This is a genomic window from Streptomyces yangpuensis (assembly GCF_001005295.1).
GTDB lineage: Bacteria > Actinomycetota > Actinomycetes > Streptomycetales > Streptomycetaceae > Streptomyces > Streptomyces yangpuensis.
Map to the genome: position 1 here is coordinate 21,327 of NZ_LBMK01000008.1, position 21,133 is coordinate 42,459.

Consider the following 21,133-nt stretch of genomic DNA (forward strand, 5'->3'; position numbering starts at 1 on the left):
CAGCCGCGCCGCCGGCCGGCGCTCCTACTCCGCCGGCTTGCGCGGCGTGGTCTGCTGGACCGCCCAGCCGTTGCCGTCCGGGTCCGAGAAGTAGACGAAGGAGCCCCACGGCAGGTCCTGGACCTCCGTCACCTCGACCCCCCGGCCGCGCAGGTCCTCGTACGCCTCCTCGATGTCGGTCACGACGACCTGCATGTTGTCGAGGGATCCCGGGGTCATCCGGGTGAGACCCCGGCCGATCGCGATCGAGCAGGCCGACCCCGGCGGGGTCAGCTGCACGAAGCGGATGTCCTCGCTGACGGTGACGTCGTGGTCGGCGTTGAAGCCGATCTTCTCGTAGAAGGCCTTGGCCCGGTCGACATCGGTGACGGGGACGGCGACGAGTTCCAGTTTGATGTCCATCACAGCATCATGCGCCCCGCACCGGTGCCACGCCGTCGGATTCCGCGTCGGCGGGCGTGTCCGCCGGGGCGAACTGCGTACGGTACAGCTCCTCGTAGCGGCCGCCCGCCGCAAGCAGAGCGGTGTGCGTGCCCCGTTCCACGATCCGGCCGTCCTCGACGACCAGGATCAGGTCGGCCGCCTGCACCGTCGACAGCCGGTGCGCGATCACCACCGCCGTCCGGCCCGCCAGCGCCTCGCCCAGGGCCTCCTGCACCGCCGCCTCCGACGTCGAGTCCAGGTGCGCGGTGGCCTCGTCGAGGACCACGACCCGCTGCCGGGCCAGCAGCAGCCGGGCGATCGTCAGCCGCTGCCGTTCACCGCCCGACAGCCGGTAGCCGCGCTCCCCGACCACCGTGTCCAGACCGTCCGGCAGCGAGGCGACCAGGCCGTCCAGCCGGGACCGGCGCAGGGCCTCCCAGATCTCCTCCTCGGCGGCCTCCGGCCGGGCCAGCAGCAGGTTGGCCCGGACCGACTCGTGGAAGAGGTGTCCGTCCTGCGTGACCATGCCGAGCGTCTCGCGGATCGAGTCGGCCGTCAGGTCCCGTACGTCGATCCCGCCGAGCCGGACCGTGCCCGCGTCGGCGTCGTACAGCCGCGGCAGCAGCTGCGCGATGGTCGACTTGCCTGCGCCGGACGAGCCCACCAGGGCGATCATCTGCCCCGGTTCGGCGCGGAACGACACCTCGTGCAGGACCTGTGTACCGCCCCGGGCGTCGAGCGCCGCGACCTCCTCCAGGGAGGCGAGCGAGACCTTGTCGGCGGCCGGGTAGCCGAAGGACACCCGGTCGAACTCCACGGTCACCGGCCCCTCCGGCACCCGGCGGGCGTCCGGCTTCTGCGCGATGAGGGGCTTCAGGTCGAGGATCTCGAAGACCCGCTCGAAGCTCACCAGCGCGCTCATCACCTCGACGCGGGCACCGGCGAGCGCGGTCAGCGGGGCGTACAGCCGGGTCAGGAGCAGGGCGAGGGCGACGACGGAACCGGCGTCCAGGGTCCCGCGCAGCGCGTAGTACCCGCCGAGGCCGTAGACCAGCGCGAGGGCCAGCGCCGAGACCAGGGTGAGGGCCGTGATGAAGGCCGACTGGGCCATCGCCGTACGGATGCCGATGTCCCGCACCCGCGCCGCCCGGACCGCGAACTCCGCGGACTCCTCCGCGGGCCGCCCGAACAGCTTGACCAGCGTCGCGCCGGGCGCCGAGAACCGCTCCGTCATCTGCGTGCCCATCGCGGCGTTCAGCGCCGAGGCCTCCCGCTGCATCGCCGCCATCCGCGCACCCATCCGGCGGGCGGGCAGCACGAACACGGGCAGCAGCACCAGCGCCAGCAGCGTGATCTGCCAGGAGATGCTCAGCATCACGGTGAGGGTCAGCAGCAGCGTCACGGTGTTCGCGACCACTCCCGACAGGGTGTTGGCGAAGGCCCGCTGTGCGCCGATGACGTCGTTGTTGAGGCGGCTGACGAGGGCGCCGGTCCGGGTCCGGGTGAAGAAGGCGACCGGCATCCGCTGCACGTGGTCGAAGACCGCCGTCCGCAGATCCAGGATCAGCCCCTCGCCGAGGGTGGCGGAGAGCCGGCGGGCCAGCAGCCCGAGCCCGGCCTCCGCGAGCGCGATCAGCGCGATCAGCAGGGCGAGCCGGGTCACCACGCCGCCGTCCCCGCCGTCCACGATGGCGGTGACGACCCGGCTGGCGAGCACCGGCGTGGCCACCGCCAGCAGGGCGGTCACCACACTCAGCAGCAGGAAGGAGACGAGCCCGCGGCGGTGCGGGCGGGCGAAGGCGGCCACGCGGCGAAGACCGGCCCGGGAGAGCGGGCGACGGTCCTGCTGGGCGTTGATCGCGCTGTGCAGCGATGTCCAAGCGGTGACTTCCATGTCCATGACCCGCACGCTAGGACCTCGACCAAGCTTGAGGTCAAGGATTCGGCTCCGGACCCCTCGACCGGAGCAACTGCGTCCGCCGGGAGGTGACTTCGGGGCTCCTCCGATGTCGGTGCCCGGTGGCATCATCGGTCCATGACGCAGGGATCCGAGTCCGTCCGGTTCACCGAGGACACCACCGATACCGTCCTGCTCCACTTCGAACGCTGGGCACGGGACACGCCCGAGGCGCCCGCCCTCATCGCCGCCCCGAAGTACCGGCTCCCGTACGGGGTGCTCGACGCCCGAGCCAACCGGCTGGCGCACCACCTGCTGGCCCGCGGCCTGCCGCCCGGCGGCCTCGTCGCCATCGGCACCACCCGCCACGACGAACGCCTCGTCGCAATCCTCGCCGTCCTCAAGGCCGGCGGGGTCTACGCCGTCGTCGACGCCGAGACGCCCCGCACCGGCCGGCAACAGCTCACCGCGCTCCGGCCCTTGGAGCCTTTCGCCCTGCTCACCCACTCGCCCCACCGGGCGGCCCTCGACACCGGGACGGGCCTGCGCACGATCCGGACCGACGACGACGCCACCGAGATCGCCGCCCGGCCCGGCTACGCACCGGACCGCGCGGAGTCGGCGGACGGCCGCGCCACGCCGGCCGCCGGCGGGCCGGCCACCGGTGGCGCGGCCGTCCTGTTCACGGCGAGCGCTGAACCGCGCCCCGTGCCCGTCGGCCACGCCGTGCTGCACGCCGCCCACGCGGGATGGACCGAGCTGGCCCGGCCGACCCCGCAGGACCGGCACCTCATCACCGCCCGCCCCGACGTCACCGCCTTCGCCGCCGGCTGGACCCGGGTCCTGTGCACCGGCGGCGCTCTCGTCCTGCCCCCGGACGCCTCCTGGCGCACCGAACGCTCGTACCAGGTGCGCACGGCCGTCGAGGCCCAGAAGGTCACCGTCCTGCACACCGACCCCGCCGGGATCGCCACGCTGGTGGTCGACGGCCCCCGGCCCGCCATCGCGGCGGACCGCAGGACCGGCCCCCGGCCACTGCGCTCGCTGCGGCTGGCCACCGTCACCGGCGACCGTCTCCACCTCGACGAACTGGACGCCCTGCACACCCGGTTGCGTCCCGGCGTACGGATCCTCGACGTCTACGGCCTCACCGAGACCGCCGGAGCGGGCACCTGCTTCGAACTCCCGCACCTGCCCGCACCCGTCGCCGAACCGGAACGGCTCTGCCTGCTGGGCACCCCCTTCGCCGGATGCCGAATCCAGGTGCGGGGCGGGGAGATACACCTCACCCCGCCCGGCGGCGGTGACGCGATACCCACCGGCGACCTCGGCGTGCTCCGCCCCGACGGCCTGCTGGAGTACGCGGGCCGGCTCCGGGACCGGATCTCCGTCCGGGGCGGCTCCTTCGACCCCCACTTCGTCGAGACGGCGATCCGCACCCACCCGGGCGTCGGCGGCGCCCTCGTCGCCGCGGTCGACAAGGACGGGGAGCAGCGGCTCGTCGCCTACGTGTCCCCGCCGCCCGGCGACCCGGCCTGGGACGCCTCCGCGCCGCTGCCCGAGATCCACGGCCTGCGCAACCACCTGGCCGGCACCGTCTTGAAGGAGGAGTCGCCGACCATCCTCGTCCGGCTCCGGGCCCTGCCGCGGGGGCGGGGCGGACAGGAGGACCGCTCGGCCCTGCCGCTGCCCACGCAGCCCGTCTCAGAACAGCCCGCCGTATACGGGAGCAAGTTCGCCCGCGCCGCCACCGGCGCCGGCGACCCGGACGCCGGGCGCGTCGTCGCCGCCGGCTGTCTGACCGTCGTCCTGTCCTTCCTCGCCTTCGCCCTGACCGGCGTCGTATGGCCCGGCTCCACCGATCTCTCCGCCGTGCCCGGCCCGTGGGCGGCCCTGTTCTTCCTGCTCTACCTCGCCGAATGCGTGTCCTTCGGAGCGGGCCTCGCATTCCTGTTCACCGGATACCGGCTGATGGCCCGCCGGGAACGCGGCCGGCCCCCGGCGCGTATCAGGGCCGTCCACCTCGCCGCGAGCTACCTGCTGCTCGCCTGGTGGCCGCAGGACAACGCCTACCGGCTGGCGGCCAAGCAGGACTGGCCCCTCCAGGCCCTCCTCGTCTACGCCTTCAACATCCCGCTGATGATCGCGGGCCTCATCGTGGCCGCCCACCTGGCCCGCAAACCGGACTCACCCTTCGACTACGAGGACAGGACCTGACCCGGCCCCGCCACCGGGGTACCGGACCCGGCGCTCCGGTCAGCGGGCGGCGGGGCGGCGAACAGGGCGCCGACGGCCGCCGCACCGGACCGGACCAGGGCCTCGGCCGCGTCCAGGGTCTCCGGGCTGTGCGCGGCCACCAGGACACCCAGCCAGGGCGCCGGATCGAAGGCGCCCGTCGGGATCGCGGGCACGAACACCGCCCCGATCTCCGCGCACGCCCGCGCCAGGTCCGCGCACAGCTCGTCCGCCTGCGCCTCGGGCAGCCGTGCGCCGAGCTCCACCCGGTCGGCGATCCGTACGAGGTGACCCGCGCCCCGCAGCGCGTCGAGCCGGGCCGCCACCATGAAGGCGATCGCCGGCCCGGTCAGCCGCAGGTTCGTCTCCGTCGGCGCGAGCCGCCCCTCGGCGTCCACGACGAAGTCCACGTCGAACCAGCCCCGGTAGCCGGACGCCGCCAGCTCCCGGCCCACCGCCGCACCGAAGGCGAGCAGCGGCTTCTCCGCCCACTCCGGCACCGCTCCGGGGCCGACCGTGGCCCCCCGGTAGGCACCCTCCGTCACGTCCATCAGCGCCGCGCCGACCTCGTGGACCCGGCCGGCCGGGTCCACGAAACCGTCGTACGTCAGGTCCCGGGCCGCGCCCGGATCCGTCGGCCCCTCGACGAACTCCTCCACCAGCAGCGGCCCCCGCGGCAGCCGCCGCAGGACGGCGCGGGCGCCGCCCGCGGCCCGGACCTGCCCGGCCGTGACCACGGTGGTGCCCGAACCCCCGACCCCGTGCTCCGATTTCACAACGGTGCTCTTCCCTGCCCGCGCCCGTGCGGTCAGCAGCCGCGCGGCCGCCCACCGGGTGGCGGCCCGTACCTGCGAGGGGAGCACGATCCCGGGATGCCCGCCGTCCGCCAGGATCCGCTCGAACAGGCCGTGCGCCGCGGCCTTCGACTCGTAGCGCAGCTCCCCGGGCCGCCACGGCCGCCCCGTCAGCAGAGCGAACGGCCGGGTGAGCCCCCACGGTACGAGCGGCTCCCCGGCCCCCGTCAGCCGTGCGGCGAGCGCCGGCCGGGCCCGTACCGCGCCGGCGAGCCCGGGCCCCCGCTCCACCAGGTCGTCGTACACCTCGACCCCGGTCCAGCCCAGCTGCCGGCCGACCAGTTCGGTCCAGCCGGCCGGCACCGCCCGGGGCAGGACCAGGGCGGACGGGAGGGGGCTGTAGAAGGCGGCCAGGCAGGAGTAGTGGTGCGCCGCCGACTGCTCGCGGTCGAGGGAGGAGTCGGCGAACTGCACGTTGAACTCGGCGACGTTCCCCACGTGCACGGCCCGCCCGCCGCCCGTCCAGGCCCGGGCCCAGTCGGCGAGCGGGGCCGGGGCCACCTCGAACCGCACCAGGGACCCCGGCCACCCGGCCGCCGTCGAGGCCGGCCCGCCCCCGGCCATCGTCCCGGCCGGTCCGGGCGTCGCGCCCCGCACGTCCGCCAGTACCGCGACGGCGCCCATCGCCCGGTAGAAGCCGGCCGCGTGCGGATCCGCGTCGATGACCAGCCTGCGCACCCCCTGCTCCACGGCCCGCCGCAGCACGTCCCGGTACAGGAGCCGTCCCACCCCCTGCCCGATGGCGGCGGGTTCCACGAAGAGCAGCCCCAGCGTCGCCAGCGGGGCGGCGCCCTCCAGGGAGGCGACCCCGAGCACCGCGCCCTGCGGGTCCTCGGCCACCACGATCCTGCGCGCCGTCACCTCGTCGGGCCGGATCCGCAGTTCCGGAGCGCACGCGGCCAGGAATCCGGCGTCGTACCCCCAGTGCGCCTTGGACCGCATCACCAGCCCGGTCAGAGCCTCCGCCTCGGCCGCCCGCGCGGCCCTGACCTTTACCATTCGCCGACCTCCCCATGGTCTGCGGGAGGGGCGTGCGATAGATTCGGCCTCCCCACAGCAGGTATTTTCCCACCCATCGGAGACAGGCTTCTCAATGAGCGACATCATCAACGGACTTGGCCGCACCAGTGCCTACGGCGCCCTGGGCCTGGTCCTGCTGATCCTCGGCATCGTCCTCGTGGACGTGCTGACGCCCGGGAAGCTCCCGAAGCAGATCTGGGAGGAGCGCAACCGCAACGCGGCCCTCTTCCTCAGCTCCGCGCTGCTCGGCATCGGCGGCATCGTCTTCACGTCGATCTGGACCACCTACGACGACTTCGGCAAGGGCCTGGCGTCGACGGCGGCCTTCGGGCTCCTCGGCCTGGTCCTGATGGCGCTGGCCTTCCTGGTGCTCGACCTGGTGACCCCGGGCAAGCTCGGCGCCATAGTGGTCGACCCGCAGCCCCACCCGGCGGTCTGGGTCTCCTGCGCCTGCAACCTCGCCGTCGCCGCGATCGTGGCCGCGTCGATCGCCTGACGCGGGAGCACCCGTACGCGTAGAGAGCGCCGCTCCGTCAGGGGAGCGGCGCTCTTCGCGGACCCGGTCCCTCCGCGGGCACCCCGGCTACGCCAGGCCCAGCGCGAAGGCCCCGAAGCCCACCGCCAGCAGCCCCGCCACCGCACCGCGGACCGTGCGGCGCACCGTGCCCGCCCGGCGGCCCTCCACCGGCGGTACCTCGAACCGCCGCGCGTACCGGGCGATCCCCACCAGCAGCACCGCGAACACCGGCATCCACGCCACCCGCGCCGCGATCCAGCCCAGGCTGTCGGGCGCCGTCGTCAGCCCGGCCACCCCACCCGCGAACGAGGCGGGCACCGCCGCGGCCAGCATGGCCGTCTGGTGCCAGCACAGGATCGTCATCGCGCACAGGTTGATCACGACCACCGGCGCCCACAGCGCCGGCCGGCCCAGCAGCCGCGCCAGCCGGTCCCGCAGCAGGATCGCCGCACCCGACTGGGCCGCCGCCAGGGCGAGCACCAGCAGCGACGGCGGGTGCGAGTTGGTCCGGGCCGCACCCGGCACCCCCACCATCGACGCCGGATAGTGGAACACCACCAGCAGCGCCGCGAACAGCAGCGCCCCGCCGGCCAGCAGCAGCCAGGCGCCGCGGCGCCCGGTCCGCCGCTCGCCCCAGGCCACGCCCAGCTGGTACGCGAACAGCCAGCCCGGCAGGATGTTCAGCAGCGACAGCCAGGACGGCACGGACTCCGCGAGCGGCCCGTAGCGCAGGAGGTCCACCACCGCGACCGAGACGAGCAGCGGGGCCGCGGCCCAGCCGCCGAACCGCCGTGCGGCCCGCACGCAGTGCGGGGTCAGCGCGGTGACCACCACGTACACCCCGACGAACCACAGCGGCTGGACGACCAGCTTCGCGCCGGTCCGCAGCGACGCCTCCGGCACCCCTGCCGTGTACAGCAGCGGCGCGGCCAGCGCCCACACCGCCGTCACCCCGAGCACGGGCCGCCCGAGGCGTACCACCCGGCCCTTCAGCCACGCGCCCGCCGACCCCGGCCGGCGCCGGTAGGAGAGCGCCGAGGCGTAGCCGCCGACGAGGAAGAACACGCCCAGCATCTGGAGCACCCAGCCGGCCGGCGCCAGCGCGCCGAGGGACGACAGGGGACTGGCGTTGTGCAGACCGCCGTCGGCGTCGAGGGTGAAGCCGCCGAGCAGCCAGTGGCCGGTCGGTACGGCCAGCAGCGCCAGGGCGCGCAGCCCGTCGACCGCCCGGTCGCGGTGGGCGGGGGTCCGCCGGTCGATCCGCTCGGCGGCCTCGCGCAGCGGGGCCAGAACGGTCGACGCGCTCATCGGGCCTCTCCCTTCGCGATCGCGGCGAACACCGCGAGGGACTGCGTACCGGGGGTGAAGTAGCCCGCGTGGCCCCGTACGTCGGCGGCGGGCACCCGGCGGGCGCCGAACGCCGCGGAGGTGGGGTCGGCCCCGTGACCGAGCCCGGCGAAGCGGACGTTCGGGACGTCCGCGATCCAGTCCGAGGGGCCCCGGGCGGCCCAGACGCGCGCCCCGGTACGCAAGGCCTCCGCGGTGTCCGCCCGCATGCCGGGCGAGCCGAGGGCGACGAGGTCGGTCGCGTCGGTGTGCCGGGCCGCCAGTCCGCAGACGACGGAGCCGTAGCTGTGGCAGAACAGGACCGGGTCGGGTGCGCCGACCGCGTCGAGACCGGCGGTGAAGCGGGCCAGGCGGGCCGCCCCGGCCGCGGCCAGCCGCCCGTCGGCGGCATCGAGGCCGACGCCGACCGGAGTGGTGTACCCGGTCCACGCGACGACGGCCACCGGCCCGCCGGCCACCGAGCCCGGGGTCACCGGCCCGCCGGCCACCGAGCCCGGGGCCACCGGCCCGCCGGCCGCGGCCCCTTCGGCTGTCGTGCCGTCGGCCGCCGGGCCCGCGGCCGCGACGTGCAGCGCCCGGGCCATGCCGGCCGGGCCGGTGTACGGCGCGCGCCGGGAGTCGTACGAGGCGGCGTCGTTGTCGTTGCCGGGCACGATCACCGCCACGTGCGCGGCGTGCTCCAGGTCCCCGAAGACCTCGGCGACCTGGCCCCGGCCGCGCGGGTCGAAGGCCAGGATCCGCCGGTCCGGTGCGGCCAGGGACGCGTACCGCGCCTCACCCGTGGCGGCGACGGCCAGCCGGTTGGCCTCGTACCGAAGGGCCGGCGGCGCCCCGTCGAGGTTGCCCACCACCAGCGGGTGGGTCCGTACGAGCGCCGCGCGCTGCGTGTCGTCCAGCCCGGCGAAGAACCGGGCCACCTCGGACGGCGCCGCCGTAGCCGGATCGGGCAGCACCCGGCCGTACGCCGTGTCGGCCCGCCAGGCGGCGGCCCCCGGCGGCGGCCCGGTGACCGCCGACTGGCTCCCGCCCGAGGCCCATCCGGCCGTCCCCCCGACGACGGCCACCGCCAGCGCGGCCGTGACCAGCGTCCTTCCGAAGCGGCGCATGCCCCTTCTCCTCTCCTCGTGACGAGGGGGAAGGTAGGAAGACGGCACCACCGCGGACGTCGGACCGTGGAGCCAAGTCCGATGTCATACCCCGGTAGGGGGTGGAGGAGACGGCGACCGGTGCCGGACGTGTGGCACCGGCCGGCCGACGGACCGACTGGCAGACAGGGAAGGGGAGTCGGTGGCAGGGCCGTCGGTTCAGGCCGAGTCGCCCGGGCGTACCAGGGCGGCCTCGTAGGCGAAGATGACGGCCTGGGCCCGGTCCCGCAGGTCGAGCTTGGCCAGCACCCGCCCGATGTGCGTCTTCACCGTCTGCTCCGCCAGCACCAGATGGGCCGCGATCTCCTGGTTCGACAGCCCGCGCGCGATCAGCTCCAGCACCTCGGTCTCGCGCGGCGTCAGACCGTTCAGCCGCAGCGCCGGGTCCTTGCGCGGCGCCGGCCGCTGCTGGACGAAGTCCGCGATCAGGCGCCGCGTCACCGAGGGCGCCAGCAGCGCCTCGCCCGAGGCGACGACCCGCACCGCGGCGATCAGGTCCGCCGGAGGGGCGTCCTTGAGCAGGAAGCCGGACGCCCCGGCGCGCAGCGCCTCGTACACGTAGTCGTCGATGTCGAAGGTGGTCAGCATCAGCACCCTCGGCCGGTGCACCACGCCGGGCGGCGGGCCGAGGATCTCCCGGGCCGCCGTCAGCCCGTCCATCTCCGGCATCCGTACGTCCATCAGCACCACGTCGGGGTGCGTGGAGCGGGCCACCTGCACCCCCTGGCGCCCGTCGGGGGCCTCGCCCACCACGTCGATGTCGGCCTGCGCGGACAGCAGCGCGGCGAACCCCGCCCGCACCATGGCCTGGTCGTCGACGATGACCACGCGGATGGTCAACTGCGCTCCTCGTTGGTGTCGTTCATACCCTTCGTACCGTTCGTACCGTGCCGACCGGCGGCCGCGCCGCCGTAGCCCAGCGGCAGGCGCGCGGCGACCCGGAACCCCCCGTCGGGCAGCGGCCCGGTGTCCAGCGTGCCGCCTGTCAACCGTACGCGCTCGCGCATCCCCACCAGACCGTGCCCCGTGCCCGGCCCCTCCGGCTCCACCACCGCGTCCCGGGCCGCCGGACCGTTCACGACCAGGATCAGCACCTCGTCGTCGTCGACCGTCACCGAGACCCGGGTGGGTGCGCCCGGCGCGTGCCGCACCACGTTGGCGAGCGCCTCCTGCACGATCCGGTACGCCGACAGGTCCACCGCGGGCGGCGCGGCCTCCGCGGCGCCGGCCGCCAGCGACAGCACCACCGGCTGCCCGGCCCGTACGGTCCCCTCCACCAGTTGCTGGAGCCGGCCGATCCCCGGCTGCGGAGCCCGTACGCCGCCGGCACCGTCATCGCCCGCACCGCCGCCGTCCGGGGCCCGCAGGACGGTCAGCAGCCGCCGCATCTCGCCGAGGGACTCCCGGGCGCCGGCCGCGATCGCCGCGAACTCCTGCTGCACCGGCTCCGGCATGCCCGGCAGCCGGTAGGGCGCGGAATCGGCCTGCACGGTGATCACCGACATGTGGTGGGCCACCACATCGTGCAACTCGCGCGCGATACGGGCGCGTTCCTCCAGCAGGGTGCGCCGGGACCGCTCGGCCTCGCTGATGCTCTCCTGCTCCGCGATCCGCTGGCGGGCGTCGCCCAGCCCCCGCAGCGCGCCCGTCAGGGCCAGCACGACACCACCGAGCACGAAGAGCAGTGCGGCGGTGTTCATGGTGTCCGCGGGCTGGAAGAAGCCCAGCACCGTGCCGAGCGCGCCGGTCACCAGCCACACCCCGACCAGGGTGCGGACGGACTCGCGCAGCCCCAGGCAGGCCATCAGCACCAGGTTGCCGACGATGACCATAGGCGTCCACGGCCAGGGGTGTCCGGCCACCTTGTCGGCCTGGGTCAGCAGGATCGCGCCGACGGTGTCCGCGACCGTGACGAGGGCCCACGCGGGCACCGGCCGTGTCACCGCCAGGAGCAGCGGTACGGTCTGCGCCACCCCGAGCGCCCCCGACCAACCGCCGTCCATCCCGTAGTCGCCTGCCAGTACCGCGATGGTCGTCGGCAGCAGGGAGACCACGAAGAGTCCGACCACGAGGTACGGGAGCGCCCGCTGCCATGCCTTGGGAGCCTGGGCGAAGAGTGGCTGGGCCGCGGCTGCGGGAGTGCGCAGGGACGCGGCGAGCTGGGCCAGGGGACGGGGCTCCGGGGTGTCGGCCGTGCGGGCGGGGCCCCTTGCCGGGGTCCGTCGTCCGGGCCGCCCTCCAGGCTGTCGTCCGGTCCGTACTGCGGTCCGTTCGCGGGCGTCGTCGCTCATGATCGCACCAGCCTATGCTCCAACGGGCCCGCACGGGCGCAGAGGTAGGGTCCGCATCAGCCGATCACGGGGGAGATGTTCGCATGGGCGGGGCGGCCGCGCTGGAGAAGCTGGTGCCGGTGCTGCTGGCCTTCGGCGGCGGGGTCCTCCTCGCACGCCGCAAGGTGGTTCCGGCCGAGGCCTCCAAGGCCTTCTCCGACTACGCGTTCCTCTTCGCCGTGCCCTGCTACCTCTTCGGCAACATCTACGCCAGCGACCTCGCGGCCCTGTTCGACCGGCGGGCGCTCGGCGGATACGCCGCGGCCGCGGCCGTCGCCGTGGCCGCCGTCGCGGTGGCGGCGGTCGCCCGGGGCCTGCGGGAGCCCCGCGAGGTGGCACTGCGCGTGATGGCCGGAGTGCAGGTGAACACCGCCTACTTCGCCGTCCCCGTGTTCATCACCGTCTTCGGGACGGCCGCGCCGGTCTTCCCGATCCTGCTCTTCCAGGTCTGCGTGCTCTCGCTGGCCGTCATCGCCCTCATGGAGCTGGGCCGCGCCGGCCCCGCCGGGGGCGGCCCGGGCCGGCGTCTGTCCCGGGCGGTCGGAGCCTCGCTCGCCACTCCGCTGGTTCTCGCCTGCAACGCGGGCATCCTGCTCAACCTGCTCTCGGTGCGGGTCCCGGCCGTCGTCCTGGACGGAGCCGCCTTCGTCGGCGACAGCGCCTCGCCGGTGGCCCTGTTCGCCCTCGGCCTCCACCTCGGCGGCGTCGGCCTCCACCTGCGGGGCACCACGCGCGAGGAGCTGGCCCTCATCGGCTTCAAGTGCCTGGTGTTCCCGCTGCTGACCTGGGCGGTGTGCGGGCTGCTCTTCGGGGTGCGGGGCGACTGGCTGGCGTACCTCGTACTGATCGCCGCGATGCCCACCCCGCAGAACCTGTTCATCTTCGCCCAGCGCTACGACGTGGGCGTCGGCCTCTCCGCCTCGGTCGTGATCAAAACCTCGCTCGTCTCGCTGGTACTCCTGCCACTCTGGCTGCGGACGGTCGCCACCTGACCGGCGGGCGCGCAGACCCGCGGCAACGCCGACGTACCCCCGGGCGGGAGCGGCTCGTTGGACCGGTATGGAACTGCCGACCATCGCGGCGCCGGGCGTCGGGGAACGGGCCGACGCCGCGGCCGATGCCGCCTGCCACCTCTACGACACCGTCGCACCCTGGGGGCCCGCAGCCCCCGGAGGGTGGAGCCGGACCGCCGCCGAGGACGCCGCGGAGACGATCGAGACCACCGCGTACGCCCTCGCTACCGCGGCCCCGGGCGCCGAGGTCGTCCTGGCGCCCGTCCACGCGGCCCTGGCCGACCTGCGCCGCCGCCTCGGCCTCGCCCCCGCCGAGCCGCTGACCGGCGGCGGGCTCCCGGCGACCCCGCGTACGGTGGGCAACCCGCGCCGGACCCGGTGGGTACGGGCCCTTACGGCGCCTTCGCCCCGGCAACCGCCTTCTCGTACAACTTCCTGATGTCCGCGCCGAAGTACGAGCTGTAGGAGACGTCGGGCCGGTCCCCGCCCGTCTTCCATCCGCCGATCACGCCCACCACGTCGCCGGTCCCGGTGCGCCCGTTGAGACGGAGCAGGAACGGGCCGCCGCTGGTGCCGCCCGGGTAGCCGGTGCAGGCGATGCGCAGGAACGAGCCCGGGATCCGGGAGTCGGTGCTGGTGTACTTCGTCGTCCGGTTCACGCACAGGCGGGGCCGGGCGGCGGTGGACGGGTGTCCGATCAGCGTGGCCCGCGCGTGTGCGTAACCGGCGCCGGTGACCAGCCGGTTGCCGCCCACCACGTCCTGGACGCGGAACCCCTTCGGGCCGGGTCCGACCTGCGCGAAGGCCACGTCGAGGGCGGCCGCGCGGTTCACACCCTGGGTGCGGTAGCGCTGGTCGATCCAGATCTTGGAGCGTCCGGCCGCGGAGCGCAGGACTGGGAACATGCCGAACGGCCGGGGCCTGGCCCGTGTGTACTGCGGTACGAAGGCCACCTGCTGGGTGTCGGCGCCGGTCAGGCAGTGGGCGGCGCTGATGATGAGGTTGCGGCCGGGGGAGGCGACCACGCTCGCGGTGCAGAAGTAGGAGCCACCGCCCTTGACGAGGAACATCCGGCCGACGACCGGGAGGCCGCCGAAGTCCTGCCCGACACCCGGGCCGGCGGCGGGAATCCGGGGGAGGGCCGGACGTACGGGGGCGGGCGCGGGCAGGGTGACGGGCGTCGGCGGGGTGGGCGTCGGCGGGGTGGGCTTCGGCGTCGGGGCGGTGGGGGTGGCGGACGGGGCAGGGGCCGCGTCCGGGCCCGGCTCCGGGTCCACGGGGCGGACCGGTTCCTCGGGCTCTCCCGGCCCTCCCGGCTCGTCCGGTCGGAGCGGCGGGAGAGGCGGGGCGGGGGCGACGGGCGCGATCGGCACGGGCGACCCGGGAGCCGGGGGGTTCCAGGGATCCACGGGAGCCTGGCGATCCGCGGGCGGTTCCGGGGCGACCGCGTCCCGCGGTGCCGTGGCCCGCCGCCCCGGAGGGCCGGGCGGCAGCGGGCGGGCCGATGCCATCCGCTCGGGCGTCCAGAAGGACTCCGCCTCGTGCGCGCCCCAGCGGCCCGCGGCCACCGGAACCGCGCCCCCCGCCTCGGCCACGGGCAGCGGCCCCGCGGACACCAGCAGGGCGGCCGCCGCCGCGGCCACCGTCAACGTACGTCGCATGCCGGACACTCCCTAAACGGCCTGGGGGAAACGGAAGAGCCGGTCCGGATCGTGGGTACGCCGGACCTCCTCCAGCCGGGCGAGGTTCGGGCCGTAATAGGCCTCGCGCCAGCCGCTGAGCTTCGGGTCGATGTAGTTCTGGTAGGCGCGGCCGCTCGCCCAGGGACGCAGGTCCCGCCACAGCCCGTCGAGCCAGGCCTCGTGCCGGGCCACGTCGGCCGCCGGCGCGGATCCGGGCCAGTGCACGAGGTACTGGCCGAGGAAGGCGCTGTCGCGGTGCACGAAGGCGGTGCCGCCGGCCGCGACGCGGTTGACGGCGCCGCCGCAGACCCCGTCGAACTGCACCACGCCGAGCCCGCCCCGGGGAGCCTCGGCCCCGTACCGCCGGACGGCGTCCAGGACGGTGTCGATCGCCGCGTCCGGCAGTCCCGCACCGGCCCAGAAGTCGGAGCGGGCGGCGTAGGAGTCCCTGCCGAGCCGGCCCCGCGGGTCCCGGCCCGGCAGCGTGCCCGGCAGCCGGCACTCCGCGGCGCTCAGGTCCAGGCACCCGGACATGGCCCGCAGGGTGTCGCCGTGGCTGCGTACGACGACCCAGCTGTCCCGGGGTGCGGCGCCGACCAGGTCGGACAGCCGTGTCAACTGCCGTTCCAGTTCCGGGCGCCCGTCGAGGCACACCACCCGGAGCGAAGGCACCGTGGCGGCCGCGGCCGCGGCCGCGTCCCCGGCTCCGGGTCCTGGGCCGGCCTCGACGGTGAACTCCACCTGGCTCCAGAACGGGTCCGGCAGCTCGGTCAGCCAGCGCTGCCAGCCGCGCAGGACGTCCGCGGAACCGGCGGCCGGCCAGTGGAGTTCCGCGAAGGCGCAGTCGCCGACCGGGTGCGTCCGGAAGCGGAACTCGGTCACCACCCCGAAGTTGCCGCCGCCACCGCCGCGCAGGGCCCAGAAGAGATCCGGGTCCCGGTCCCGGTCGGCGGAGACCTCGCGGACGGTCCCGTCGGCGGTGACCACCCGCGCCCCGGTCAGCCGGTCCGCGGTGGTGCCATACGCCCGCGAGGCCAGCCCGAGCCCGCCGCCCAGCGTGAGGCCCGCGATGCCGACGGAGGGGCACAGTCCGGTGGGGACGGACAGGCCGCGCCCGGCGAGGGCCGCGTGCACGTCACCGAGCCGGGCGCCCGCGCCGATCCGTACGCCGTCCCCCTCGACCGTCACCGCGGCCATCGCCCCGGTGTCGAGGACCAGGGCGCCGGCCCGCGTGGACCAGCCCGCGTAACTGTGCCCGCCACCGCGCGGCACCACGGCCACGGCCTCGCGCCGGGCGAAGTCCAGGCAGACGGCGACATCCCCCGCGTGCGCGGGATAGGCGACCGCGGCCGGTACGACGGCGTCGTAGCGGGGCTGGAACAGCCGCCGGGCCTCCGGGTGGTCGCGGTCCCCGGGGAGCACCAGCCGCCCGTCGATCCCGCGCGCCAGCGCGCGGAAGTCCGGGCCCCGGGCCGCCGCGCCGACGGTGGCGAGGACGGCCGCGGCCGCACCGCCGAGGACCTGGCGCCGATCGAGGCTCATGCCTCCTTCCTGCCACCGTCCGTCCGGATCGCCGCGCAGGCGGGTCCCACGCGCACCGCGGTGCCCCTCGAACGGCGCATCGCCGAAACGGTTCGACTCGTCCTATGGAAGGACCGCGGCGGTGGGTCGGATCCGGCCCCTCGACCGCTCCCGGACCATCCCGGACCATCCCCGGCCCCCCCGGCACCCCCCCCGCCCGGTGAACCCCCGCCGTACGCTGCCCCCATGACTTTTGTGGATCTCACCGCGCACGCCGAGGAGTTCAACGCCGACCCCTATCCCTTCTACGAGGCCCTGCGCGCCGCCGGCCCCGTCCACCGGCTGGTGCTGGGCGGCGAACGCGCATGGCTCGTCGTCGGCCACCAGGAGGCCAGAGAGGCCCTCAGCCACCCGGGGCTGTCGAAGAACTGGCTCGGATCGGAACTGTTCGAGGTCACACAGGTCCACGCCGTCGCCACCAACATGCTGGACACGGACCCGCCGCACCACACCCGGCTACGGCGCCTGGTGGCCCGCGAGTTCACCACCCGCCGCGTCGAGGCCCTGCGCCCCCGCATACAGCAGATCACCGACGGGCTGCTGGACGCGATGGAGGCCCTGCCCGGACGCCGGGCCGACCTGATCCGGTCCTTCGCCGTACCGCTGCCCATGACCGTGATCTGCGAGCTGCTGGGCGTACCCAACCTGGACCGGGCCCGGTTCCGCTACTGGTCGGGCGAGATCGTCGCCCCGCTCGACGGCGTCGGCGCGGACCCCCGGGTCCTGCAGGACATGACCGCGTACCTCTCCGAACTCGTCGCGGACAAGGCCGGGGAACAGGGCGACGACCTGCTCAGCGCCCTCATCAGGACCCGGGACGAGGACGGCGACCGGCTCTCCCCGGACGAACTGATCGGGATGGCCTTCCTGCTGCTGGTCGCGGGCCACGAGACCACCGTCAACCTGATCGGCAACGGGGTACGGGCCCTGCTCGCGCACCCCGACCAGCTCGCCGCGCTGCGTGCCGACCCCGACGGGCTGATCGGCGGCGCGGTGGAGGAGATGCTGCGCTACGACGGCCCCGTGCAGCACGCCACGTACCGCTTCGCCGACACCGATCTGGAGCTGGGCGGTGTCCCCATCGAGGCCGGATCCTCCGTCATGGTCGCCCTCGCCGCGGCCGATCGTGATCCGGCCCGGTTCACCGGGCCGGGACCCGGGCCCGAGGCGTTCGACATCCGCCGCCCCGGCCCGGGCCATCTGGCCTTCGGCCACGGCATCCACTACTGTCTCGGCGCGCCGCTCGCCCGCGTGGAGGGCCGCATCGCGATCCGCTCTCTGCTGGAACGTTTCCCTACCCTGGCCGAAGACCCGGCCGCAGGCCCGCCCGACTGGCTCCCGGGCACCCTGATGCGCGGCGTGACAAGGCTCCCCCTGCGCTGGTGACCCCGCGCGGCCCCATCAGCCCCGCGCGACGAACCGTGCCAGGTCCGCGTCACTTCCCCGGGGCAGCTCCCGCACAGCCGCCGCGGGCAGCCCCGCGACGACGGCACGCAACCGCGCTTCGAGCCCCGGGAGCGCCGCCCAGGCCCCTTCGGGGACAGCGACGGTCGCGAGCAGCAGGTCTCCCTCGTAGAAGCAGGCGTCAAGCAGCGGTTCCTCGGCCAGCCGTCGCACCGCGAGGGGAAGGAGGAACGGGAGCGCCACCTGCTGCGCGAGGAGGGTGCGCAGGTCGGCCGGCTGCAGTTCGCCGAGCGGGACCCGGCGCAGACCGTGCACCGTGCGGACCAGCCGGGTCGCGTCGGCGGGCGCGTCCTCCCAGCGCGGCGGGTCGAGTTCGTCGAGTGTGCGGTCGAGGTGCAGCAATGTGTCCATAGGTGCCATGGTCTCGTGGACGGTCGTCGGGGACGACCTGCTGCCGGAGTACCCGGCGGACGTGGCCGAGGCGGACGCGGCGCTCGTCGCGGACGCCCTGGTCGCCTCCTGCGGCGGACGCCGCCCGGCCGCCGGCGGACCGCCCGACGTCTGAGCTCAGGGCGCCGGCGGGGCCAGGGGTTCGAGGCGGCGGCGGAGGAGGCAGAACTCGTTGCCCTCCGGGTCGGCCAGGACGTGCCAGTCCTCCGTGCCGTCCTGGCCGATGTCGACGGGCCGGGCGCCGAGGCCGAGCAGTCGTTCCAGCTCGGCGGCCTGGTCGCGGTCGGTGGCGTTGACGTCGATGTGCAGGCGCAGCTTGCCGGTCCGCGGGGCGCCGCCGGGACTCAGGACGAGTGTGGGCTGCGGGCCGCCGAAGCCCGCGCCGGGCGGCCCGATCTCGATGCTGCCGTCGTCCTCGCGGCCGAGTTCGACGTAGCCGAGGACCTCGCTCCAGAACGCGGCGAGCCGTTCGGGCTCGGCACAGTCCAGGACCAGCTCACTGATGCGGCATGCCATGGCGGCCAGTCTACGGAGCCGACCCGCCCGCCGGCGGGCATGGCGACCCCGAAAACGGTGAGCTCCGGGCAGCCGTCCCCCCCATGGCCCCCATGCTGACCCGTGAACCCGACACCCCCGGCGTGCTGATCACCCGTATCGATCTCGCCGCGACCCGGACCGCGCTCCAGCAGGCGGTCATGAAGGCGGAGTTCCAACGCAGCGCCGACAACACCAGCTTCAGTCTCATCGACGACACCTGGGACCTCCCCCGTGCCCGGCACGACGCCCGGTACGCCGACGAGGCGGATCTCCTGTGCCGGCGGGCCGCCGAGGCCAGGGCCTTCGTCGAACGACCCGGCGCCGGATCCGTGCCCGCCCCCTGCCCGCCGCTGGGCTCGCTCACCTACCCGGCCTGAGGCCCGCGCCCCGCCCGACCGGCCCCGATCCTGCCGGCCGGGCCCCGAGCCGCCTGACCAGGTGGCGCCCCGCCCGCCCCGCCCCGCCCCGTACGCCCGTCAGCCCTTGCGGGCCAGCAGAAAGGCCTGCTGCGAGGCCTCGTGCGGGGTCGGCTCGCGGACCAGGCGGGCCGCCTCGGCCAGTCCGGCCCCGGCCAGCAGGGCGGCGATCCGGTCGGGCGGTGTCCGGTACACGTCGAGGTCGACCGGATGCCCGTACGCATGGTCCAGCCGGACCCGTTCGTCCCCGGCCTCGAAGGCGACCAGGGCGTGCCCGCCCGGCGCCAGCACCCGGGCGAACTCCGCGAACACGCCGGGAAGTTCCGACGGCGGCGTGTGCCCGGTCGAGTACCAGGCGAGGACCCCGCCCAGCACCCCGTCGGCCACGTCCAGCGCGGCCATCGACCCCACCTCGAACCGCAGCCCCGGATACGCCCGGCGGGCCACCGCCACCATGGCCGGGGACAGGTCCACCCCGAAGGTCCGTACGCCGAGACCGTCCAGATGGGCCGTCACCCGGCCCGGCCCGCAGCCCAGGTCGGCGACGGCCCGGCCGGGCCCGCCCCGCTGCCCGCGCACGCACTCGGCGAAGGCCCCCAGCATGGCCCGGTCCAGCGGCTTCCCGGCCAGATCCGCGCCCAGCAGCCGTGCGCAGTCGACGGCGACGGCGTCGTAGGACGCCCGGACGGAAGCCAGGTACGAGGAAGCTGTCATGCCCCTGAACAGTAGCCCGCCCGGCGCTCCGGATCATCCTCCGGCCAGCGGATTGGGAAGTTCCGCCCACTGGTCGCCCGGGACGCCCGGGCTCAGCCGCATGAGGGTGAGCGCCTTCGTGGGCAGCCCGCCCGTCAGCAGGACCTCGGTGTCGGCGGTGGACGGCAGGGCGGTCACCTCCGCGAGGGCCTCGGCGAAGGCTCCGGCCGAGCCCGCCGTGGCGCCGAGCGCACCCGTCAGCAGGGACCCGAAGAGCTTGCGGCGCAGCACCGTCACGTCGTCCGTGACCAGCCTGCCCGACAGCGGTGGCACCGGCAGCCCGTGCGCCCGCAGCCGGGCCGGGCTGATCCGGATGTCGGCGAGGTCGCGGTAGACCAGCCGCAGCGGCTCGCCGGTGGGGGAGAGGACGACCAGGAGGTTCTGCCCGTGGGCCTCCAGGGCCACCCCGAGTTCCAGTACCCGCAGGCACACCGACAGCACGAGGCGGGCGAACCGCGCCCGCCAGGCCGCGGACCGGGCCGGCGGGTACGAGGCCAGCGCCGCCACCGGCAGCACCCGCTCGCCCGCGGCGGCATCCGCGTACACCTCCGGCGGCTCGCGCAGCACGGCCGCGAGGTCCGGGCTGTGCGCGGTGACGGCGCCCAGGGTGCGGGTGATGTGCAGCCGCCCGTCGAGCCGCTCGGCGAGACCCTGGGCGAAGTCGGACACGGCCGCCGCCGTCTCGATGGAGTAGACCGAGATGTCCCGGACGGAGGAGGTCAGCCGGGCGCTGAGCGCGGTCTTCACGTGCGGGCCGCCGTCGGCGGGTGCCAGCGTGCGCAGGGCCATCAGCGGATGCGCCGCGAAACCGGGCCGCACCCGCTCGTGCCCCAGGACGTGCGCGGCCTGCCACGGGTGCACGGGGACCAGGACCCGCCCGGCCTCGCGCAGCCGCGCCGGCCAGTCGCCGGTGACCAGGCACTCCTCGGCGCGTACGGAGACCAGGCCGAGCTCCACCACGGGCCGGTGCTCGGGCGCGTACGCCAGCTCCTCGGCGACCGAGAAACCGGGCCGGGAGCGGCAGTTGGGGTGGTACGGATGGCCGTCGACCACCCGCTGCTCCCACTCCCAGGGGACCTGCGCCGGGTGGTCCTCGGCTGCGGGCGGCTGTCCGGCGCGGGAGAGGGCGAGAGAGGCCGTACCGGCGTCCAGCTCGACGGCGAAGTCCTCCCCGTGCGGAACCCCGAGGGCCCTGACGAGCTGCCCGGCCCGGCGATGGGCCCTGCCGTCGAGCAGCAGTTCGTCCACGTACGGCCGCGTCGCGTACGGGTCCGCGGGCGGGCCCTCCAGCCGCCCGCCGCCCGCCAGCAGCAGGGCCAGACCGTCCGGCGTCGCCTCCCGGCCCACGACGCACGGCAGGGGTTCGAAGGCCAGGGCCCGCCACAGCCGGGTGAGCACGGCCGCCCGGGCTCCGTTCAGCGCGGCGGCGTACGGGGTGGCGAGCGCGGGCCGTACGACGGCCAGTTCGGAGGCGACGGCTTCTTCGGCCGCGGAGGGGGGAAGGTGCATGCTGGGCTCCGCCTTCGGAA

20 protein-coding genes are annotated in these 21,133 nt (G+C 75.2%); 7 read left to right on the forward strand and 13 right to left on the reverse strand.

All coding sequences use genetic code 11. The features are described from left to right. Nucleotides 1–24: 24 nt before the first annotated feature. Nucleotides 25–402, reverse strand: coding sequence for a VOC family protein (locus AAT21_RS29285; protein WP_046779997.1), 378 nt, complete (start codon nt 400–402; stop codon nt 25–27). A 7-nt stretch (nt 403–409) separates the two neighbouring features. After that, the gene (locus AAT21_RS29290; protein WP_046780200.1) at nt 410–2,323 is read right to left on the reverse strand and encodes an ABC transporter ATP-binding protein; all 1,914 of its coding nucleotides are present in this window, start codon (nt 2,321–2,323) and stop codon (nt 410–412) included. A 135-nt stretch (nt 2,324–2,458) separates the two neighbouring features. Here AAT21_RS29290 and AAT21_RS29295 point away from each other — a divergent pair, with 135 nt between their 5' ends. Continuing rightward, on the forward strand, nt 2,459–4,537 hold the full coding sequence (locus AAT21_RS29295; protein WP_046779998.1) for an AMP-binding protein: 2,079 nt from the start codon (nt 2,459–2,461) through the stop codon (nt 4,535–4,537). Here the strand turns inward: AAT21_RS29295 and AAT21_RS39420 are convergent. After that, complete coding sequence (locus AAT21_RS39420; protein WP_063838161.1) at nt 4,519–6,408, reverse strand: GNAT family N-acetyltransferase; 1,890 nt, start codon at nt 6,406–6,408, stop codon at nt 4,519–4,521. The genes AAT21_RS29295 and AAT21_RS39420 overlap by 19 nt on opposite strands. Before the next feature lie 94 nt (nt 6,409–6,502). Here AAT21_RS39420 and AAT21_RS29305 point away from each other — a divergent pair, with 94 nt between their 5' ends. Further along, nucleotides 6,503–6,925 (forward strand): DUF350 domain-containing protein, encoded by a 423-nt coding sequence (locus AAT21_RS29305; RefSeq protein ID WP_046779999.1) that lies wholly within the window; start codon nt 6,503–6,505, stop codon nt 6,923–6,925. Nucleotides 6,926–7,012: 87 nt separating this feature from the next. Here the strand turns inward: AAT21_RS29305 and AAT21_RS29310 are convergent, their stop codons facing one another. The 4 genes from AAT21_RS29310 to AAT21_RS29325 form a co-directional block, all read right to left on the reverse strand. Beyond that, complete coding sequence (locus tag AAT21_RS29310; RefSeq protein WP_046780000.1) at nt 7,013–8,254, reverse strand: acyltransferase family protein; 1,242 nt, start codon at nt 8,252–8,254, stop codon at nt 7,013–7,015. Continuing rightward, complete coding sequence (locus AAT21_RS29315; protein WP_046780001.1) at nt 8,251–9,399, reverse strand: alpha/beta hydrolase; 1,149 nt, start codon at nt 9,397–9,399, stop codon at nt 8,251–8,253. The genes AAT21_RS29310 and AAT21_RS29315 overlap by 4 nt, the downstream gene beginning before the upstream one ends. 198 nt (nt 9,400–9,597) lie before the next feature. Next, complete coding sequence (locus AAT21_RS29320; protein ID WP_046780002.1) at nt 9,598–10,278, reverse strand: response regulator; 681 nt, start codon at nt 10,276–10,278, stop codon at nt 9,598–9,600. Further along, entirely contained in the window at nt 10,275–11,729 is a 1,455-nt protein-coding gene (locus AAT21_RS29325; RefSeq protein WP_079026039.1) for a sensor histidine kinase, read from the reverse strand. Before AAT21_RS29325 ends, AAT21_RS29320 begins: the two co-directional genes overlap by 4 nt. 83 nt (nt 11,730–11,812) lie before the next feature. Between AAT21_RS29325 and AAT21_RS29330 the strand changes: the two genes are divergently transcribed. Next, nucleotides 11,813–12,760: an AEC family transporter gene (locus AAT21_RS29330; protein ID WP_046780003.1), complete on the forward strand. Its 948-nt coding sequence runs from the start codon at nt 11,813–11,815 to the stop codon at nt 12,758–12,760. 67 nt (nt 12,761–12,827) lie between these two features. Beyond that, on the forward strand, nt 12,828–13,220 hold the full coding sequence (locus AAT21_RS29335; protein ID WP_052758036.1) for a hypothetical protein: 393 nt from the start codon (nt 12,828–12,830) through the stop codon (nt 13,218–13,220). On the opposite strand, the gene AAT21_RS34755 is transcribed toward AAT21_RS29335, so the two are convergent. Both AAT21_RS34755 and AAT21_RS29350 read right to left on the reverse strand, forming a co-directional pair. Then, nucleotides 13,174–14,442, reverse strand: a complete 1,269-nt coding sequence (locus AAT21_RS34755) for a trypsin-like peptidase domain-containing protein (protein ID WP_157879811.1) — start codon at nt 14,440–14,442, stop codon at nt 13,174–13,176. The two genes, AAT21_RS29335 and AAT21_RS34755, sit on opposite strands and share 47 nt — an antisense overlap. A 12-nt stretch (nt 14,443–14,454) precedes the next feature. Next, nucleotides 14,455–16,005, reverse strand: a complete 1,551-nt coding sequence (locus tag AAT21_RS29350; RefSeq protein ID WP_052758038.1) for an FAD-binding oxidoreductase — start codon at nt 16,003–16,005, stop codon at nt 14,455–14,457. A 225-nt stretch (nt 16,006–16,230) separates the two neighbouring features. On the opposite strand from AAT21_RS29350, the gene AAT21_RS29355 reads away from it, so the two are divergent. Beyond that, nucleotides 16,231–17,430, forward strand: coding sequence for a cytochrome P450 family protein (locus tag AAT21_RS29355; RefSeq protein ID WP_046780005.1), 1,200 nt, complete (start codon nt 16,231–16,233; stop codon nt 17,428–17,430). Between the two features lie 15 nt (nt 17,431–17,445). Here AAT21_RS29355 and AAT21_RS29360 read toward each other — a convergent pair whose 3' ends face one another. Then, a complete protein-coding gene (locus tag AAT21_RS29360) occupies nt 17,446–17,859 on the reverse strand; it encodes a contact-dependent growth inhibition system immunity protein (RefSeq protein ID WP_046780006.1) in 414 nt (137 codons plus the stop codon). Between AAT21_RS29360 and AAT21_RS37815 the strand changes: the two genes are divergently transcribed. Next, nucleotides 17,852–18,013, forward strand: a complete 162-nt coding sequence (locus AAT21_RS37815; protein ID WP_157879812.1) for a hypothetical protein — start codon at nt 17,852–17,854, stop codon at nt 18,011–18,013. The genes AAT21_RS29360 and AAT21_RS37815 overlap by 8 nt on opposite strands. 2 nt (nt 18,014–18,015) lie before the next feature. On the opposite strand, the gene AAT21_RS29365 is transcribed toward AAT21_RS37815, so the two are convergent. Next, on the reverse strand, nt 18,016–18,414 hold the full coding sequence (locus AAT21_RS29365; RefSeq protein ID WP_046780007.1) for a VOC family protein: 399 nt from the start codon (nt 18,412–18,414) through the stop codon (nt 18,016–18,018). Between the two features lie 92 nt (nt 18,415–18,506). Here AAT21_RS29365 and AAT21_RS29370 point away from each other — a divergent pair, with 92 nt between their 5' ends. Continuing rightward, a complete protein-coding gene (locus AAT21_RS29370) occupies nt 18,507–18,812 on the forward strand; it encodes a hypothetical protein (protein ID WP_157879813.1) in 306 nt (101 codons plus the stop codon). A gap of 99 nt (nt 18,813–18,911) precedes the next feature. Here the strand turns inward: AAT21_RS29370 and AAT21_RS29375 are convergent, their stop codons facing one another. Both AAT21_RS29375 and AAT21_RS29380 read right to left on the reverse strand, forming a co-directional pair. Continuing rightward, nucleotides 18,912–19,565, reverse strand: a complete 654-nt coding sequence (locus tag AAT21_RS29375; protein ID WP_046780008.1) for a class I SAM-dependent methyltransferase — start codon at nt 19,563–19,565, stop codon at nt 18,912–18,914. A 33-nt stretch (nt 19,566–19,598) separates the two neighbouring features. Beyond that, a complete protein-coding gene (locus AAT21_RS29380; RefSeq protein WP_046780009.1) occupies nt 19,599–21,113 on the reverse strand; it encodes an IucA/IucC family protein in 1,515 nt (504 codons plus the stop codon). Between the last annotated feature and the right edge of the window lie 20 nt (nt 21,114–21,133).

Excerpts from the sequence above, each read along its gene's own strand:
- AAT21_RS29285 (WP_046779997.1), bottom strand. The coding sequence starts at position 402 with ATGGACATCAAACTGGAACTCGTCGCCGTCCCCGTCACCGATGTCGAC.
- AAT21_RS29290 (WP_046780200.1), bottom strand. The coding sequence starts at position 2,323 with ATGGACATGGAAGTCACCGCTTGGACATCGCTGCACAGCGCGATCAAC.
- AAT21_RS29295 (WP_046779998.1), top strand. The coding sequence starts at position 2,459 with ATGACGCAGGGATCCGAGTCCGTCCGGTTCACCGAGGACACCACCGAT.
- AAT21_RS39420 (WP_063838161.1), bottom strand. The coding sequence starts at position 6,408 with ATGGTAAAGGTCAGGGCCGCGCGGGCGGCCGAGGCGGAGGCTCTGACC.
- AAT21_RS29305 (WP_046779999.1), top strand. The coding sequence starts at position 6,503 with ATGAGCGACATCATCAACGGACTTGGCCGCACCAGTGCCTACGGCGCC.
- AAT21_RS29310 (WP_046780000.1), bottom strand. The coding sequence starts at position 8,254 with ATGAGCGCGTCGACCGTTCTGGCCCCGCTGCGCGAGGCCGCCGAGCGG.
- AAT21_RS29315 (WP_046780001.1), bottom strand. The coding sequence starts at position 9,399 with ATGCGCCGCTTCGGAAGGACGCTGGTCACGGCCGCGCTGGCGGTGGCC.
- AAT21_RS29325 (WP_079026039.1), bottom strand. The coding sequence starts at position 11,729 with ATGAGCGACGACGCCCGCGAACGGACCGCAGTACGGACCGGACGACAG.
- AAT21_RS29330 (WP_046780003.1), top strand. The coding sequence starts at position 11,813 with ATGGGCGGGGCGGCCGCGCTGGAGAAGCTGGTGCCGGTGCTGCTGGCC.
- AAT21_RS29335 (WP_052758036.1), top strand. The coding sequence starts at position 12,828 with ATGGAACTGCCGACCATCGCGGCGCCGGGCGTCGGGGAACGGGCCGAC.
- AAT21_RS34755 (WP_157879811.1), bottom strand. The coding sequence starts at position 14,442 with ATGCGACGTACGTTGACGGTGGCCGCGGCGGCGGCCGCCCTGCTGGTG.
- AAT21_RS29350 (WP_052758038.1), bottom strand. The coding sequence starts at position 16,005 with ATGAGCCTCGATCGGCGCCAGGTCCTCGGCGGTGCGGCCGCGGCCGTC.
- AAT21_RS29355 (WP_046780005.1), top strand. The coding sequence starts at position 16,231 with ATGACTTTTGTGGATCTCACCGCGCACGCCGAGGAGTTCAACGCCGAC.
- AAT21_RS29360 (WP_046780006.1), bottom strand. The coding sequence starts at position 17,859 with ATGGACACATTGCTGCACCTCGACCGCACACTCGACGAACTCGACCCG.
- AAT21_RS29365 (WP_046780007.1), bottom strand. The coding sequence starts at position 18,414 with ATGGCATGCCGCATCAGTGAGCTGGTCCTGGACTGTGCCGAGCCCGAA.
- AAT21_RS29370 (WP_157879813.1), top strand. The coding sequence starts at position 18,507 with ATGCTGACCCGTGAACCCGACACCCCCGGCGTGCTGATCACCCGTATC.
- AAT21_RS29375 (WP_046780008.1), bottom strand. The coding sequence starts at position 19,565 with ATGACAGCTTCCTCGTACCTGGCTTCCGTCCGGGCGTCCTACGACGCC.
- AAT21_RS29380 (WP_046780009.1), bottom strand. The coding sequence starts at position 21,113 with ATGCACCTTCCCCCCTCCGCGGCCGAAGAAGCCGTCGCCTCCGAACTG.